We start from the raw sequence: 13,452 nt of genomic DNA, 5'->3' as shown, positions 1-13,452 counted from the left end.
AAGGCGATCCTCACCGACAACGGCCGCGAGTTCTGCGGCAGCGAGAACCACCCCTACGAGCTCTACCTCGACCTCAACGGCATCGAGCACCGGCGCACCAAGGTCCGCAGCCCCAAGACCAACGGCTTCGTGGAACGCTTCAACCGCACCGTGCTCGACGAGTTCTTCCGGGTGAAGATGCGCGAGACCTTCTACGAGACCGTGGAGGCGCTGCAGGCGGACCTCGATGCCTGGCTCGTCCACTACAACACCGAGCGCCCGCATCTGGGCTACCGGAACCAGGGCAGACGCCCCATCGAGACCGTCATGTCATTCGTCAGTCAAGAAGGTTAAGTGAACAGACTGATGATGGGCGGCATCAATGGGAACTATCTCACCAACATCACACTGAACGCGGCTGCAGAGACACAAGAGGTTTTGGCTGCGGTCGCTTACGCGACCGAAATGGACCTGCTGTTCGATTGGTGTTGGACCAACCGCATCCCGCTCAAGTTCTACGGACGGTTGGACGAAGGGGTCGCGGTCAAACCCTCCATCCTGTCCACATTTCTCGCACGCAAATCGGCACGTTTCCAATGCCGCCTCGTTCAGCATCACCACGCGAAGGTGATCTGGTGGCGAGAATACGGCCTCTATATCGGCTCCGCGAACCTGACCGCAAACGCATGGTACAAGAATGTCGAAGCCGGCTGCTTCTTTCCTGAATCCGAGATCACAGACGAGATGGCTGAGGACGTACTCGAACTCTTCGACGTGCTCGATCGGCACTCGACGCCCCTGACTGAAGAGCTGCTCGAGGCCATGCAGAAGCGGGCAAAGATCATTTCCAGTGCCGAGCCACCGTCCGAAGAATTCTGGAACAGCCCCAGCTTCAACAAGTGGTCAGGGCTCGTCCAGACCGGGAAGAAAAAGGCCACGGACCGCCGCCGCTCGGCATTCCTCGAGGAGTGGCATTCGACCCTTCAACTACTCCGTGACATAGGAAGTATCGTTAGCAAGCCTGAGAACCGACCCTCTTGGGTTAACTCAAATGCGCCTGCAGGTGCTCAGGCCGATCAGTTCCTTCATGCACACTACTACCAGCGCACCTTTGATGGTCGCAGAGCCCTGTATGCCGAGTATTTCGAGCGAAACAGGCAGGACCCCGATGCGGCTCTCGCAGACGCGATCAACTGGTGGCGCAATCTACCTAGTGCCCCCTCAGAAGAGGACGTCATGCTGAATTCCACCGCGCCCATGCTGCAGCAGGCCCTCACTGCCGACGCCATCGATGACATGGACTATGAAGCGTTCCGCAAGGTTTGCATGGGCGTACATGCCATCAAGGACTATGCGCGCCGCGTCGCAAACAAGGCTGTCGGCCTTCGTGAGGACGGGACAAAGTACACGATCCCCGAAAAGGTAGATGCACTTTCGAGGCGGATATGGGACGCCGAATCCGCGGGTGGCAACGACGTGAAGCAGCTCTTGAAATTCCTCCTTTACGGCGGTCCCGAAGCGCAGTTGCCGGAGCGTCTATGGGCCGCCGTTCATGACCCGAAATGGAAGATCGAAGGCCTTGGGGTCAGCGCATTGGGCGAACTCGTCGGTTGGGCATTGCCGGACCGGTTCCCACCGCGAAACGGCAGAACGTCTAAATCTCTTAAGTCGCTAGGCTATGACGTCACAGTCCACGTTGGTTGATCATCCGAACCTCGCCCCCACCCACCCCGCCACGATCAACCCCGGCACCGCCGCCTGCACCCGTTTCGCGCCACTGACGAGGTCGAGCCGCCGTGGCAGCCGCACCTGCGGCACGAGGAGGAACACTGGCACCGTCTGCTCGCCGGTCAGGATACCATCCGTCTTCCGCCTCCGGCCGCGCTTGGCGACCGCGACACCGCGCCGGCTCACCCGCGCGCTGTCGGCGACGAGCAGGCTCGGGCCCCCGCGGCGATGGACGAAGCGCAGGCGCATGCCCCTCCGCCGCTCCCACTCGCCGGGGGTGAGCCGGGCGCCGCCGCGCCCCTTGCCCGCGGCAGGCAGAGGGATCGCGAGCCAGAAGCCCTCGCGCGAGCGGATGAGCGCGCCGCCTGCATGCGCGCCCACGATCTCGGGCGCCTTCGACCAGACGAGAGCCGCCGCATCCATGCTGGCCTCGCGCTCGGGGAAACGCCTGGCGCGGATGGTGTTGGCGAGCCTCCGGCCCAGCCCGGCGCGGGTGATCTGCCCGCGCCAGTCCTGCTTGATCTGCCGCGCGGCGCGATCCATGGCCGCCGTCACCGCGCGCTCACCCGCGAGGTATTCGGCGTGAAGCGCCGCCTGGATGTCCTCCTCGCGGCGGAAGGTGAGCCTCATTCCAACACCACCTCGGCGCGCCAGACGAGCCGTTCGGCGTCGCGCAGCGGCTCGCCCTGCACGACCCAGATGTCCGTGCCGATGGCGAAGCTGTCACCCGGAGCGAGATCCGGTACTTCGACCGCCCGCACATCGAGAAGCGCCCGGCTCGAGACGATGCGCGCGCCGCCGAACTCGGAGATCTCGTCGGGCCGGTGCAGGATCACCCGCACCTGCGCCGTCGAGCCGCCCGGCCGGCTCCAGACCGCTGCCTGCGCAAGGTTGCGGTCGAGAAACAGCCGCTCGGCCATCTGCGCGAAGGCGCCCATCACGCGGTTCCGTTGAGGCGCACGGTGCCGATGGTCTCAGAGGCGCCGCCGCCCACGGCACGGGTGGCGGCACCGATGAGCGTGTTGCCGGTTGCCGCCGTCGTGCACTGCTTCGCGGTGTCGTCCCAGTAGACCTTGGCACCTTGGGTCCACGCCTGGCTCGGCGCCTTGGGCAGATCATAGACGCCGGTCAGCGCGATCTCGCCCGCCTCGCCGGTGGCGATGTCGGTGACCGCCACGCCGAAGAGCGCGCCCACCAGCACGCCCTCGCCCGAGGTGATGTCGGCCGCCGCGGTGATGGTCAGCGTGGTGCCCGCCGAGATATAGTTTTTCATGGGGTGGTCCTTTCCTCTCGATGCACGCGATCAGGCGCCGGGATTCTTGTAGAGGCCGCGCCAGTCGATGGCCTTGGCGGCGAAGTCGTGGCGGGCCTTGATCTCGATCCCGTCCACCTCGAAGCCGGCACGCGTTTCGATGAAGACGCCTTCGTGGCCCTCGAGGTGGGCGTATTCCACCGTGTCCACGCGGGCGGGATCGGCGGCGAGGAACCACGGGTCATTGCCGGAGGCAGGGATGAGGCGCGGCTCCTCGACGATCTCGAGCCGGCCGGCGTAGGGGTTCACGTCGGCAGAACTCGCGGGCGTCGTCGCCGTCATCTGCTTGCGCGCCTCGAGCGCCCGCGTGCCCGGCGGCACGAGGATCCAGCGCGGCAGCACGGAGATGAGCCGCCCCTCGAGTCCGGTCTGCTTGCCGAAGGCCCGCCAGGCCTCGGCAAGCGCGGTCTCGGTGATCGCGGAGCCGGAGGCCAGATTGCCGTGGCTCGCGTGGAACAGCGCCTTGCCATCGGCCATCGCCGGGTTCTGGTTCAGGATGGCGTAGACGATGTCGCTCTCGAGATCGGCGGCGGCGGCGCCGAAGGCAGCCGGGATGCGCGTGAAGGCGTCGAGATCGTCGTTGATGAGCGCCTGGCGGGTGATGGCGAGAATGCGCCCATAGCTTGCCAGCGCATAGACTTCCTTGCCCTCGCCGATGGTGCCGTACTGGAACTCGCCGCCCTCGAGCACCTTCTGCAGATCCGGCGCGCCCGAAAGCTGCACGCGGCTCACCGGCTTGAAGTCGGTGATCGCCGTGCGACGCGCCCAGGCGGTGAAGGTGCGCGGCGTGCGCTCGTAGGCCGCGCGCAGGGTCTTGCCGGCGACATTGGCAAGGATCGCGGGGAAGTCGGAGGTGGAGTGCATCCCCGCTCGGCTCATCAGCGCGGCACCGGCGAGTTCCATGCGCGAGAGGCCCGCCGTGGACACCCCGCCACGCTCCAGCACGTGGCGAGCAATCTCCATCAGGCTGAGGCCGCGGAAGTCACGGGCGCCGGGGGCCAGCTCGCGGCTCGGATCGAAGCGGTGCATGAGCGCCGACGCGATCGCCTCGGCCTGCGCCCGGTCGGCGCGGTCGTCTCGCGCGCGGGCGGGCGTGGGCTCGACCACCCGCTCGCCGAGCGGATCGGAGCTTGCCAGCGCCTCGAGGATCGCGGCGCGCGCGACGTCAAGCGTGGCGCCCTCGGCGATCAGCCGTTCGGCGACATCCTCCTCGATGCCGTGACGGCGGCAGAGCGCGAGGATCTCGCGCGCGCGGGCGCGCTCCTCGGCGCGAATGCGGTCCTCGTCCGCCGCCGGCGGGCTGACCTGTTCGGCTTCGGCCCTTGCCTCGCTAGTGGCGGCGCGGGTCCGGTTTTCGCCCTCGGCGGGCGTCGTGGGGGTGGCTTCGGGCATGTCGTCGTCCTCGGTTCTGGTGCTGGTGGGTCTGGTGATGCGGCAGAGCGCCGCGTCATCGCTTGCGCGCGTGCGCGCGCCGGGATCCGCGCCGATGGCCACGGCGGAGATCTCGAGGGGCTCCCAGTCGACGGCGCGGTACAGGTCGGGCCCGTCGCGCCGGGCCGTGACTTCGAAGCGATGTACGCGGTAGCCCACGGAGACGTTGCGAATGACCCCGTCGCGCACGTCGCGCCAGAAGGGCTCGACCTCCTCGCGCCGGGAAAAGCGGATCGTCGCGATGCCGCGCCCGTCCTCGATGCGCGCCGAACCCTCGACCACAACGCCGAGCACATCGCCAAGTCCCCGGCCATGGCCGGCGAGGAAGGGCGCGCCGGAATTGAGCCGCTCGAGCCGTACCGCGCCCGGCGCGAGCGAAAGCTCCTCCTCCACGGGATCGCCGAAGAGCCGCGGCCGCGCGACGCGCGCGCCGGTGGTCCAGATCACGTCCACGGTGCGTTCGGCCTCGTTGAGCGAGGCCGGCACCATCTCGGCCGCCCGCGTGAGCGCGGGCAGCGTTACCCTGTCCTCGGGCATGGGCTTCTCCTGTCAGTCTGTGTCGGCGGGCGCGGGGGCGTCGGCCTGATGCAGCCCCGCCTTGGTGACGCGGCGCGGGTCGCTGTCGAAGACGAGGCCCAGCGCGTCCATCTGCTCGGCCATGCGGCGCCACTCGGCCATGACCTCTTCCGGGTCGTAGCCGCGCCGCGCCACCTGCTGGGCGATGGTCGAGAACCCGGCCCGCACCTCGAGAAGATCGGCCTGCGCATCCTGAAGCGGGTTGACGCTCTCGAATGCGGGCGGCGCCCATTCGGCGGGAACGCGGGCATCAACCGGGATCAGGCCCCGCAGGCGCGCGCCCTCGACGAACCAGTCCCAGACCGGCTCGCAGAACATCGGGATCACCGTGTTCCATTGCAGCTGCTCGACCATGCGGCGGAACTCGTTGAGCCCCACCCGCGAGGAGGAAAAGTTGGTCTGGCTGAGATCGCCGGTCATGAGCGCGTAGGGAACCCGGAAGCCCGCGGCGATCAGATGCATCTGCACCTGCAACCATTCGCGGATGCCTGTTCCGCTGCCCGGCTGGTTGAAGCGGATGTCCTTCGCCCCGCGCGCATAGGCAATGAGCCCCGGCTCGAAAGCCTCGATCACCCGGTTGTCGGCATCGACCACCGAGGGCGCCACGCCCTGCTCTGCTTCCTCCGCGCCGAAGACGACACCGACGAGGCAGGCTTCAGTCTTCTTGCGCACGAGTTCCGCCGCCTGCCAGTCGCCGAGATCGCGCAGGGCGCGCATCGCGGGTGCCCCCCAGGGCACGCCCCGGCTCTGCACCCTCTGACGTTCATAGAGGTGGGCCACGCGGTCGGCCGGCACCCGCTGCGATCGCGGAAGCTTCGCGCTGCCCAGCGCCGCATCGCCGGGATGCTCGTCGAAGAGCCAGTAGGCCACCCGCCGGCCCGAGGCGTCATACTCGATTCCCTGGCGCACCGACGCCTCGCGGCTCGCGGGCCGCGCGGCCTCGTCAAGATGGTCGGCCTCGCGCAACTCGATCACGAAGGGGATGCGCCCGGCTTCCCTGCGCTCCCGGCGCAGGCGGCGCAGCGCGAAGACTTCACCGCCCTCGATCATCTCGCGGACCGCGAGCGTGGCCAGCCCGTGGAAATCCGTGTGGCCATGCGCGTCGCAGCGGGCAGACCACTCACGCCAGAGCGCGTTCACCCGCTCGTCGAGCGCCTTGTCGCCCGAGGCGGCGCGCGGGCGAATGCCGGTGCCCACGATGTTGCCCACCAGCACCTGCACGGCCTGAGCGGCGAGGGGGTTGTTGCGCACGAGATCGCGCATTCGGTCGCGCAGCACCCTGCCCGCCGCGGCGATCTCGGCGTCGGCCGAACTGCTGGTGGCGATCCATCCCTCGGTCAGCCGCCCCCGCGCCGCGCCCTCATAGGCGCGCTGCATGTTCGCCATGGCCACGCGCGCGGCCATGCGGCGCGCGGCGGCTTGGGGCGCGAAGACGGCCACGGCCCGGTCGATGAACCCCGGGCGCAGATCGACTGGCTTCAACTTCATCCGCCCCGCCTGAAGCTCGCATATCCCGCCTTTGGCAGGCCTCCCGGCCGGCCACGGGACATCTCCGCCTCGATCACCCGGATCCGGCGCAACAGGTCCGCCTCCGAGCCGTATTCGACGCTCTTGCCGTCATAGCTCACCCGAAGGACACCCGCGGCGTAGGCGGCCCTGAGCGCCTCGAGCTCCGTTTCCGTCCACGTCATCGAAACCATTCCCTTCGGCCATCACCGAACCACCCCGTGGGCCTGCGCCCGGACGGTCTTCCCCGGCGGGACGGATCGCCCGCCAGCTGCGCCTCCCGTGCCCCCGCCTCGACGAGTTGCGCCTCGAGATCGACCCAGCGCGCCTCGTCCCAGCGATCGATGCCGATCAGCCAGGCGGCGGCGCGGGCATAGACGCGGGCATCGAGCGCCTCGTTGCGCTCACGGATCTGCTGCCACTCGAGCTTCGCGAAGCCGGTGCGGGTGCGCACCGTGACCAGCTGCTCGGCGGTGAGCTGGCGCAGCCATTCGGCCGTGACGCCCCGCGGCAGATGCACGAAGCCCGGCGGCCAGCCCTTGCCCTGCGCCAGTTCTTCGTCGGTCGGCACGGGCTGGCGCAGGAAGCGATAGAGCTCGCCCTTGAACACCGCGCCCGCCACCTTCCAGAAGCGCACGCCCCGGCGCAGCCGCCGCCCGTTCTCGGTCACATCGGCATGGCTCGGCCCGTCGACCGGTGCGGCCCGGTCGAAACCGGGCACCCCCTTGACCGCCATCGCCGGGCCCGGGCTGACCGAGCGCACCCACGCATATACCGCGCCGGTGGTAAGCCCGTCGCCCGCGTCGATCGCGAGCCGGGCAAGTCGCATCCGGGCGCCGCTCTCATGTGGCCAGGTGGCATCGAGAAAGCGCGTGAGCTCCTGCCAGACCTCGGCGCCGCCCGTGTCGCCCTCGATCACCACGTGATCGACAAGCCAGCTCTCCAGCCGCCGCCCCCAGCCCCAGACATCGACCTCGATCCGGTCGCGCTGCACGTCGGCCCCGGCGGTGAGCACCAGCGCGCCCTCGGGCGCGGTGCCGAGCGGCCAGTCCTCGCGCCGCTCGTAGAGGCGCTGCCAGTCGGGCGCCTCGCCCCGCTCGGCCCAGGTCTCGCCGAGCACGGTGTTCTTCGCGGTCTTGAGCGCAGCATCGTTGCCCTGCGCCTCTTCCCAGATGCGCGCGATGTCGGCCCAGGAGCGCCAGCCGAGCGGCGAGTAGAGCCCCGAGATGTGGAAGCCGACGATCCCCAGCGCCCGCGCCCGTTCGACCGCATCCGGCGCTGCCGTCGGCAGCCATCTGGCGCCGTTCTCCTCGGCCATCATCTGCGGCTTGTGCCGCTCCTCGATGGCGGCCTCGCAATGCTCGCAGATATAGACGGCCGTCTCCGGCCGCCCCTTCTCCCACCGGAGCCGTTCGAAGCGGAGCCACTGCAACCCGCCGCAATGGGGGCATGGCACGTGATAGCGGTTCTGGTCGGTCAGCTCCCATTCGCGCTCGATCCGGCTCGCACCCTTGATGGTGGGCGTCGAGACGAGGAAGAGCTTCGCCCGGTGACCGAAGCTTGCCGTGCGCGCCTCGGCAAGCGCGATCGGGTCGCCCTCGCCGTCGACATCGCCGGGATAGGCGTCGACCTCGTCGAGGAAGACCCAGCGCGCGGGCATCGAGCGCAGGCCCACCGCCGAGTTGGCCCCGGTCAGGATCATCTGCCCGCCCGGGAAACGCTTGGCGAGCACCGTGTTGCCCGCATCGCGTGACCGGCTCGGGGCCACGCGCTCGCGCAGCACGGGGCTTTCCTCGATCAGCGGGTCGATCCGCTGCTGCGACAGCCGCTTGGCAAGGTCCACCGTGGGCTGCACCGCGAGGATCGGCCCCGGCGCCATGTGGATGCAGTAGCCGAGCCAGTTGTTTCCCGCTTCCGTCGCCCCGACCTGGGCGGATTTCATGAACACGACCCGCTTGGCGGGATGGTGGGGCCCGAGCGCATCCATGATCGCGCGCATGTAGGGCGTGCGTGCGGTGCGGTAGGGGCCGGCCTCGGAGGCCGCGCGCGAGGACAGGACGCGATGCGCATCGGCCCAGTCCGAGACCGAGAGCGCCGGATCCGGTGCGAGACCCGCCGACCAGGCGCGGGCCAGCGCCGCCGCCCCGGCGAAGGGTTCAGCGCAGCTCAAGGGCGATCTCCGCCAATTCCTCCAGATGCTCGCGAATGAACCGGTCGAGCACCGTCTCGACGAGCCGCGGCTCGACGCCCAGTTCGGCGGCCATGCGGGCCGCCACCCGCGCGGGCCAGCCAATCCAGGCGTCGCGCTCGCGCCGGGCGAGATCGAAGATCATCTCTTCGGCCCGGCGGCGGTCCACGAGCTCGCCCTCGAGCTTCTGCAGCTTCAGACGGCCGGTCCTGACCTTGATCACCTCGTTGGCCGCGCGGGCGCGCATGAACACCGCGCCGCTGTTCCCGCGGCTCTCGCCCAGCGCCTCGTCGACGGCCTCGACGGCATCGCGCGGGACCGCCCGGCCCCGTGTCTTCGCCGGATCGGTCCGCTCGTCCCATTGCCGGTCGGCCTTGTCGGGGTCGATGGTCCCGTCGGGCTCGAGGGTGATCCGTCCGGCGGCGATCGCCTTGCGCACGGCCATCTCGCTGACCCCGCGGTGCCGCGCGTATTGCCGTCTCGAAAGTCCCATCCGGCCTCCGCCCCGACCGGCGGGATCGCCTCCGTCTCAACCGCCCCGGGCCGCGTTTCCGCGCGTCGGCGCATTGGCGCATGGGGGCGCGGACCCACGCTGGCCCATAAGGCGATTATTGTTTGAAATCATGTGCTTATTCGGTTGATGGGTCCGCGAACCGGAGCGAAGCTGTCATCACACGGACGATGCAACTCAAGCCAGGGAGCCCAGCCCATGACCCACAGCCCGCTCACCCGCGAAGAGAAAGGCCGCCGCACGCAGGAGGCCGCGCTCGCCGCCTTCGTGTCGCGCAAGGCGGAGATCGACGAGATGCTCGCCCGCCTGCAGGCGCTGAGCGAGGACCATTTCTGGCGCTCGCCCGACGAGGTGAAATGGGCTGACGTCGGCACGCTTGGCCATATCGCCGAGCGCCTCGCCGAGATCACCGCATTCGTCTTTGGCGAGGATGCCTGACCCCGCCGCCCACCACTCTTCAGAGAGGAGACCCGCAATGTCCGGCCCTTCCGACACCCAGCTCATCATCCTTTCCGCCGCCGCCCAGCGCGAGGACCGCAATGTCCTGCCGCTGCCCGGCTCCTTGCGTGGCGGCGCCGCGCACAAGGTCATCGGCGCCCTGCTCCGGCGGGGGCTTGTCGAGGAAACCCCGACCGACCGGTTCGCCAAGGCCGATCCTGCGCTCAACCGCATCTGGCGCAATGACGAGGACGGCCGCGCCATCCTTCTGCGCATCACCGGCGCGGGGCTCGCCGCCATCGGCATCGAGCAGGGCGCGAGCGAAGACGGGCCCGAGGCGGCCGAGGCCGCCCCCGCGCCCAAGACCCTCAAGCCGCGCAGCGGCACCAAACAGGCCCAGCTGATCGAGATGCTCCGCGCCGAAGGCGGGGCGACCATCGACGAGATCGCGGCCGCTACAGGATGGAAGCCGCATACGGTCCGCGGCGCCATGTCGGGCGTGCTGAAGAAGAAGCTGGGCCTGACGATCACCTCCGAGAAGGTCGAGGGGCGCGGACGGGTCTACAGCATCGCCAGAGATTGACACCCGATCCGCCAGAATCTGGAGCCGCCGCCCCCAACGGGCGGCGGTGCTTATTAGTCGCCACGCATCCGGATCGCCTCGAACAGACGTCGCAGCGCATAGCCCCGCACCAGCGATACACCGACGAAGGCGAGACCGATGGTCAGATGCTCCGCCAGCCCCGTCTCGATCCCGAACCACGGGAACACCACGATCTGCGTGGCGACGGCCAGAACGTAGCCGACGACGACGTTCGTTGCCGCCTCAATCAACGACATGGTCCGCGACTGCTTCATGCGACGTCCTTATCCATCGGCCAGCAGCTGAGCCGCGAGAGTTCTGAGCGCATGTGCGGCAACCAGCGGGACCACGCCGTTGCCACACAATCGAAGCCGGTCCACCCGGTAGGCCAGACCATCAGCGCCTCGACGAACAGCGGGTTCAAGGTCCGGGGCATATCGCAGGAATTCCCGCCAACCGTCGGCGTCGTCAGGACCTGGCGGCCAAGCAGATCCCATGGGTGGATGGCGACCGGCGCTCTGGCAGAGTGGGGTTGCTTAACCACCCATCTGCTGGAGGAAACAATGACCACTTTGAACGACCAGTTGCCTGAACCGACCGCCATCCGCGTCGATCTTGGCGCGATTTTCGTATCGATGGAACTCAGTCGATCGAGTTGGGTCGTCACCTCGCTGTTACCTGGTGGCGGTGAGAAGATGTCGCGCCATTCCGTGCCCGGTGGCGATGTCGTTGCACTGATGGCTCGGTTCTCTGCACTGCAGGAGAAGGCGCGCCGTCGCATGGGTCGTGAGTTTCCGATCATCGTCATTCAGGAGGCCGGTCTCGACGGGTTCTGGATCCACCGCGCGCTGGAGAAGGAAGGCATCGAGAGCCATGTCGTCGACCCGGCCTCGATCGCGACCTCCCGCCGACGCAGGCGGGCCAAGACCGACAAGCTCGACGGCGAAACCCTCGTGCGAACCCTGTTGGCTTTCAAGCGCGGGGAACCGCGCGTCTGCGCCATGGTCCATGCGCCGAACCCCGATGAGGAGGACCGGCGTCGCATCGGTCGCGAGCGCAAGGTCCTGACCGGCGAACGCATCGCTCATGTCAATCGCATCAAGGGGTTGCTCTTCGCGCAAGGCGTCACCGGCTATGAGCCCCTACACCGGGATCGCCGCGACCGGCTGGAGGAGCTGCGCACCGGCGACGGCCGTCCGTTACCTCGCCATATCAAAGCGCAGGTCCTGCGCGAACTTGATCGGCTCGAGCTTGTCATTGCGCAAGTCCGTGCGATCGAGGCCGAGCGAGATGCCATGCTGACACAGGATGGCGACGCGACTTGCGCCGATGCGGCGTCGATGTTGCTGAAACTCAAGGGTATCGGGGCGGAGGGAGCTGCTATCCTTTGTTCCGAATGTCTTTGGCGCCCATTCGACAACCGCCGGCAGGTCGCCGCCTATGCCGGGCTTGCGCCGACCCCGTGGCAGAGCGGGTCGGTCAGCCGCGAGCAGGGCGTTTCGAAAGCCGGCAATCCCCGGTTGCGCTCGACGATGATCCAGTTGTCATGGCTCTGGTTACAGCATCAGCCAAGGTCCGCGCTGGCCAGATGGTTCCAGGAGAGGGTTGCAAGGAACGGTGGGCGGCTGCGCAAGCCTGCAATCGTGGCGCTGGCCAGGAAGCTGCTGATTGCCCTCTGGAAATACGTCACGATGGGTGTCGTCATCGAGGGTGCTGTGATGCGCGCCGCGTGATGCCTCCGCACTGAACACACCGAAGAATTGGCCGGGGCCCGATCAGCCCCGACCGATCCGGGTGGACGGACCGATTAACGGGCTGGCCTGAAACGCCGACAAGCAGAATGGCTCCGTCTTCCCGAACCCGGCCCCGCCGCACGCGGGATATTGGTGCAGCCGCCAGTCCAGCGGCGACCGGATGTGAGGTTGACCGAGCCCGGAATGGGCCGTGTCGTGCAAACGGGTTCGGACCTGGAGTGAAATTTGGGAGCCTCGCGAATGACCGATTGAAACTCCTTGACCAAACTATTCCCATGTGAGGCCGTTCACGGGCGTGTTCGCCAGCGTCGTCGCGCCGTCCTTGCAATCGCGCTCCACTGAGAATTGAGCTACTTGACATCTTTTCGATCCATTCGTACCAGATTCGGTCGGAAAAGATGTGATGTGATAAGAGCGTCTGGAGGGGAGAGATGGCGATCGGAGTGGCAGTTCAGAGAGGCAGCACGGTTTACGTTTATGACAAAAATAATCGGGTCCTATTTACAAAAAATGGCGAACTTCATGGTTACACCTCTTCCACGGTTACAGTGAAAAAAGGCGGCACGCTTTATACTTACAACGAAAAAGGAAGCGTCATCTCCACGCACTCTGCCCGTTGAGAGCACTAAGACCTGCGCCGTGAAGAGGCTCGCCGCAACCTTGTAGCCCATGCCGACCAGTCTCCTCGCGACTTCGGGAAAGCCGAGGCGGAGATGATGGGCGACATTATCGAGGAAGACGAAGGGCGGCTCGACCTCGCCGACGATCCGCGCGACATGCGGCCAGAGGTGGCGCGGGTCGTCCGCACCCCGGCGTTTGCCCGCGACGGAGAACGGCTGGCACGGATAGCCCGCAGTGACGATGTCCACCGCATTGCGCCACGGGCGGCCGTCGAAGGTGGCAACGTCGTCCCAGACAGGCGCGCAATCCAGGGCCGCGTCCTCCATCCGCGCCACGAGGATGGCCGCAGCGTAGGCGTCCCGCTCGACGTAACCAACAGCGCGATATCCGGGGAGCGCGAGGTGCAGCCCGAGCTCGAGCCCGCCGGCGCCGGAGCAGAGCGAGAGGCCGAACAGGTCTCCGGCTCCGGCAGACAGGCCGGAGGAAGTGACCTGCCCCCCGCTGGTCCCTCATTCATAACGAGAGTCTGCGGGTTTGGGTTTGATAGTCTTCGGTTTCGGTTTGGGCAAGCGCGCCGGGCGCGGAGCCGTCGATTTGCTCAAGCGCTCGGCGCGCTTGCAGCGGCGTCCGGTTTCCGAGTGACGAGTGCGGCCTGATGGTGTTGTAGTCGTAGCGCCAAAGGGCCAGCTTCCGGCGGGCATCGTCCAGGGTGTCAAATATCTCCTCGTTCAGCAGCTCGTCGCGCAGGCTGCCGTTGAAAGACTCGATGTAGGCGTTCTGCTGCGGCTTTCCGGGGTCGATGTAATGCCACGGCACATCGTTCTG

General features: G+C 67.6%; 16 protein-coding genes. 5 read left to right on the top strand and 11 right to left on the bottom strand.

Annotated features, from left to right (window positions below; genetic code table 11):
- Together BLQ14_RS15055 and BLQ14_RS15050 are read left to right on the top strand one after the other, a co-directional pair.
- The coding region (locus BLQ14_RS15055; RefSeq protein ID WP_143004495.1) for an integrase core domain-containing protein at positions 1-333 on the top strand (333 nt) is incomplete at its 5' end.
- The gene (locus tag BLQ14_RS15050; RefSeq protein ID WP_245657138.1) at positions 334-1,683 is read left to right on the top strand and encodes a phospholipase D family protein; all 1,350 of its coding nucleotides are present in this window, start codon (positions 334-336) and stop codon (positions 1,681-1,683) included.
- Here the strand turns inward: BLQ14_RS15050 and BLQ14_RS15045 are convergent, their stop codons facing one another.
- Genes BLQ14_RS15045 through BLQ14_RS15010 form a run of 8 tightly spaced genes read right to left on the bottom strand, consistent with a single transcriptional unit; the run spans position 1,684 to position 9,213 of the window.
- Positions 1,684-2,337, bottom strand: coding sequence for a DUF6441 family protein (locus BLQ14_RS15045; protein WP_092501390.1), 654 nt, complete (start codon positions 2,335-2,337; stop codon positions 1,684-1,686). It abuts the gene before it with no gap.
- Positions 2,334-2,645 (bottom strand): head-tail joining protein, encoded by a 312-nt coding sequence (locus BLQ14_RS15040; protein ID WP_092501389.1) that lies wholly within the window; start codon positions 2,643-2,645, stop codon positions 2,334-2,336. Before BLQ14_RS15040 ends, BLQ14_RS15045 begins: the two co-directional genes overlap by 4 nt.
- Entirely contained in the window at positions 2,645-2,980 is a 336-nt protein-coding gene (locus BLQ14_RS15035) for a DUF2190 family protein (protein WP_092501388.1), read from the bottom strand. The genes BLQ14_RS15040 and BLQ14_RS15035 overlap by 1 nt, the downstream gene beginning before the upstream one ends.
- A 30-nt stretch (positions 2,981-3,010) precedes the next feature.
- Positions 3,011-4,987, bottom strand: a complete 1,977-nt coding sequence (locus BLQ14_RS15030; RefSeq protein WP_092501387.1) for a prohead protease/major capsid protein fusion protein — start codon at positions 4,985-4,987, stop codon at positions 3,011-3,013.
- A gap of 12 nt (positions 4,988-4,999) precedes the next feature.
- Positions 5,000-6,514 (bottom strand): phage portal protein, encoded by a 1,515-nt coding sequence (locus BLQ14_RS15025; protein ID WP_092501386.1) that lies wholly within the window; start codon positions 6,512-6,514, stop codon positions 5,000-5,002.
- A complete protein-coding gene (locus BLQ14_RS15020) occupies positions 6,511-6,717 on the bottom strand; it encodes a phage head-tail joining protein (RefSeq protein ID WP_092501385.1) in 207 nt (68 codons plus the stop codon). The genes BLQ14_RS15025 and BLQ14_RS15020 overlap by 4 nt, the downstream gene beginning before the upstream one ends.
- The gene (locus tag BLQ14_RS15015) at positions 6,714-8,702 is read right to left on the bottom strand and encodes a phage terminase large subunit family protein (RefSeq protein WP_092501384.1); all 1,989 of its coding nucleotides are present in this window, start codon (positions 8,700-8,702) and stop codon (positions 6,714-6,716) included. Before BLQ14_RS15015 ends, BLQ14_RS15020 begins: the two co-directional genes overlap by 4 nt.
- Positions 8,689-9,213, bottom strand: a complete 525-nt coding sequence (locus BLQ14_RS15010) for an elements of external origin (protein WP_092501383.1) — start codon at positions 9,211-9,213, stop codon at positions 8,689-8,691. Before BLQ14_RS15010 ends, BLQ14_RS15015 begins: the two co-directional genes overlap by 14 nt.
- Positions 9,214-9,429: 216 nt before the next feature.
- On the opposite strand from BLQ14_RS15010, the gene BLQ14_RS15005 reads away from it, so the two are divergent.
- Positions 9,430-9,669, top strand: coding sequence for a hypothetical protein (locus tag BLQ14_RS15005; protein ID WP_092501382.1), 240 nt, complete (start codon positions 9,430-9,432; stop codon positions 9,667-9,669).
- Positions 9,670-9,706: 37 nt separating this feature from the next.
- The gene (locus BLQ14_RS15000; RefSeq protein ID WP_092501381.1) at positions 9,707-10,252 is read left to right on the top strand and encodes a DUF3489 domain-containing protein; all 546 of its coding nucleotides are present in this window, start codon (positions 9,707-9,709) and stop codon (positions 10,250-10,252) included.
- Between the two features lie 53 nt (positions 10,253-10,305).
- On the opposite strand, the gene BLQ14_RS14995 is transcribed toward BLQ14_RS15000, so the two are convergent.
- Positions 10,306-10,527: a DUF7220 family protein gene (locus tag BLQ14_RS14995; protein WP_092501380.1), complete on the bottom strand. Its 222-nt coding sequence runs from the start codon at positions 10,525-10,527 to the stop codon at positions 10,306-10,308.
- A gap of 288 nt (positions 10,528-10,815) precedes the next feature.
- Here BLQ14_RS14995 and BLQ14_RS14985 point away from each other — a divergent pair, with 288 nt between their 5' ends.
- Positions 10,816-11,985: an IS110 family RNA-guided transposase gene (locus BLQ14_RS14985; protein WP_092501379.1), complete on the top strand. Its 1,170-nt coding sequence runs from the start codon at positions 10,816-10,818 to the stop codon at positions 11,983-11,985.
- Between the two features lie 518 nt (positions 11,986-12,503).
- On the opposite strand, the gene BLQ14_RS14975 is transcribed toward BLQ14_RS14985, so the two are convergent.
- Together BLQ14_RS14975 and BLQ14_RS14970 are read right to left on the bottom strand one after the other, a co-directional pair.
- The gene (locus tag BLQ14_RS14975) at positions 12,504-13,082 is read right to left on the bottom strand and encodes a DNA cytosine methyltransferase (RefSeq protein ID WP_281220862.1); all 579 of its coding nucleotides are present in this window, start codon (positions 13,080-13,082) and stop codon (positions 12,504-12,506) included.
- 58 nt (positions 13,083-13,140) lie between these two features.
- The coding region (locus BLQ14_RS14970; protein WP_143004485.1) for an integrase core domain-containing protein at positions 13,141-13,452 on the bottom strand (312 nt) is incomplete at its 5' end.

It is taken from the genome of Meinhardsimonia xiamenensis (assembly GCF_900102905.1).
Lineage (GTDB): Bacteria > Pseudomonadota > Alphaproteobacteria > Rhodobacterales > Rhodobacteraceae > Meinhardsimonia > Meinhardsimonia xiamenensis.
Note: the sequence above shows the minus strand (reverse complement) of the source record. Positions and strands in the feature narration are given on the sequence as shown.